Annotated in this window: 2 protein-coding genes and 1 pseudogene; 2 read left to right on the top strand and 1 reads right to left on the bottom strand. The window is 71.0% G+C overall.

The window, feature by feature from the left end; genetic code table 11:
- A pseudogene (locus G6019_RS10610) lies at positions 1 to 246 on the top strand (copper resistance CopC family protein); the annotation flags it as partial.
- A 24-nt stretch (positions 247 to 270) separates the two neighbouring features.
- On the opposite strand, the gene G6019_RS10605 reads toward G6019_RS10610, so the two are convergent.
- Positions 271 to 1,836 (bottom strand): succinic semialdehyde dehydrogenase, encoded by a 1,566-nt coding sequence (locus tag G6019_RS10605; RefSeq protein ID WP_182613344.1) that lies wholly within the window; start codon positions 1,834 to 1,836, stop codon positions 271 to 273.
- Positions 1,837 to 1,938: 102 nt separating this feature from the next.
- Between G6019_RS10605 and G6019_RS10600 the strand changes: the two genes are divergently transcribed.
- Positions 1,939 to 2,645: MerR family transcriptional regulator (locus G6019_RS10600; protein ID WP_182627559.1), on the top strand; the 707-nt coding region annotated here is incomplete at its 3' end.

Here is a 2,645-nt window from a genome sequence, read left to right as displayed (position 1 = left end):
TGGGTGACCTCCGCGGACGGGCACGTGGTGACCGGCTCGTCCGTGTTCACCGTGCAGTCCGCGGCGGGTGCCGCCGGCGACCCGGCGGGCGAGGTCGACGACCAAGCCGACCCCGCCGGGAACCAGATCGCCGACGAGACCTCCGGCGAGGCCACGACCGGCGTCAACCCGGCACTGTGGGTGGTCGCCGGACTGGCCGTGCTGCTGATCGGCGGGGCCGTCGTGCTGCTGCGCCGCGGACGGTGACGGGCGGACCAGCTGCACTGACGCCTAGCGCCCGGGCAGGAAACGCATCGCGTTGGTCGCCGGGGCGAGGACGGCGTGCCACTGCTTGCGGGGGAGGAACGACGGCCCACCGAGGTGCATGACGCGCTGGGTCGCGATGGTCTGGGCCTCGGTGTACTTGAGCAGGCCCTCGTCGCCGTGTCGACGACCGACCCCGGAGGCGCCCATGCCCCCCATCGGGCCCGCGACCGAGCCCCATCCGGCCACGTAGCCCTCTCCGACGTTGACGGTGCCCGTGCGCAGACGGGCGGCGATCGCCTCGCCCTCCGCGTCGGACGCGGCGAAGACCGAGGAGTTGAGCCCGTACTCGGTGTCGTTGGCCTTGGCCACCGCCTCGTCCACCGAGTCGACCGGGTAGATCGACACGACCGGCCCGAACGTCTCCTCACCGAAGCAGGTGGCGTCCTCGGGCACGTCGGCCAGGAGAGTCGGTTCGTAGAAGAGCGGACCGAGGTCCGGACGGGGGCGGCCACCGGCCAGGACGCGGGCACCCTTGGCCACGGCGTCGTCGACGTGGGCGGTCACGGTCTCCAGCTGGTCGCGGGAGATCAGGCTGCCCATCTCCGCCTCGAAGTCGTACCCGGGGCCCACGCTCATGGACTGGACCCGCGCGGTGAGCTTCTCGACGAGCTGGGGCGCGACCGACCTCTCCACGTACACCCTCTCCACGGAGATGCAGAGCTGGCCGGAGTTGGAGAAGAAGGCTCGGGTGGCCACCTCGGCGACCTCGTCGAGGTCGGCGCCCTCCGCGACGATCATGGCGTTCTTGCCACCGAGTTCCGCGGAGAAGCCGATCAGACGCTCGCCGCACTGGCGACCGAGCGTCCGGCCCGTGGCCGTGGAGCCGGTGAACATGAGGTAGTCCACGTTCTCCACGATCGCCCCGCCCACGGTGCGGCCCGACCCGGGGACCACCTGGAACAGGTCGCGCGGCAGGCCTGCGCGGTACAACATGTCCGCCGCGGCGAGGGCACAGAACGGGGTGATGGAGGCGGGCTTGATCACCACGGCGTTACCCGCGGCCAGCGCCGCCAGCGCGTCCGTGGCGGCGAGGTTGAGCGGGTAGTTCCACGGCGCGATCACGCCCACGACACCCTTGGGGTGGCGCCGGACCACGGCCTTGGTCAGGCCCGGGAGCATGCCCTGGACCCGCTTGGGGGCGAGCAACGCCGGGGCCGTCCGGGCGTAGTGACGTGCGGTGATGAGGCAGTCCAGCACCTCCTCCTGGGCCGAGGCCCGGCTCTTGCCGGTCTCCGCCTGGACGATGTCCATGAGCTGGTCGCGGTTGCTCATGACCAGGGAGGCGAACCGCTTGAGAACGGCGACGCGATCCGCGGGCTCGCGCTCCGCCCACGCCACCTGGGCCGCCCGGGCCCGTCCGACCGCGGCCACCACGTCGTCGGCGGTCCCCGCCGGGATCTCGGCGAGCGGCGTGCCGGTGAAGACCTCCTCGATCACCGTCGACTCGCGACTCGACGGATCGGCTCGGAACTCGGGGATCGCGACGAGGTCGCGCAGTCGGTCGTAGACACGTGATGTGGGTCGGCTCATACCCCGATATTACCGACGAGTAAGCCCCCGCGGTACCGACCGGCCCTTGACCCTGACGTCGCGTCAGGGCCCAGGGTGGCCGATGTGAGAGATGCTGGAGGAATGACGAGGAGCGAGGGCCTCACCGTGGGCGCGGTCGCCGAACTGGTGGGCGTGAGCATCCGGACCCTGCACCACTGGGACCGGATCGGGCTGGCACCGGCCAGCGGCCGGACGTGGTCGGACTACCGGGTGTACGACGACGACGACGTCGCGCGCATCCACCGGATACTGGTCTACCGCGAACTCGGCCTTCCGCTGGCCCAGATCGGTGTGCTGCTCGACGACCCCGACGTCGACGAGGCGGCCCACCTGTCCCGGCAGCGCGAGCTGCTCCTCGAGCGGATCTCTCACCTGCAGGAGATGGTCTCCGCAGTAGACCGCCTGAAGGAGGCGATCGCAGTGAACACGCCACTGACCCCCTCGGATCGTGCCGAGATCTTCGGTACCGACTGGAACGAGGAATGGCCGGCCGAGGCCGAGCGACGGTGGGGCGACACCCCGCAGTGGGAGCAGTCGCAGCAGCGGACAAAGGGGATGTCGAAGGAGGACTGGCGACGGGTCAAGGCGGAGACGGACGCGCTGAACGCCGACCTCGCCGCCGCGAAACGGGCCGGCGTCGACCCGGCCTCGCCCCGGGCCGCGGGGTTGGTCGAGCGGCATCGGGCGTCGATCGCGACGTTCTACGACTGTTCGCGGTCGATGCAGGTGCTGTTGGCCCGCATGTACCGCCAGGACCCGCGCTTCAGCGAGACGTACGACTCCCTCGA

Source organism: Dietzia sp. DQ12-76, assembly GCF_014145045.1.
GTDB lineage: Bacteria > Actinomycetota > Actinomycetes > Mycobacteriales > Mycobacteriaceae > Dietzia.
Note: the sequence above shows the minus strand (reverse complement) of the source record. Positions and strands in the feature narration are given on the sequence as shown.

What these genes read in the sequence shown, in the direction of transcription:
- G6019_RS10605 (WP_182613344.1), bottom strand. Translation starts at nt 1,836, where the DNA reads ATGAGCCGACCCACATCACGTGTCTACGACCGACTGCGCGACCTCGTC.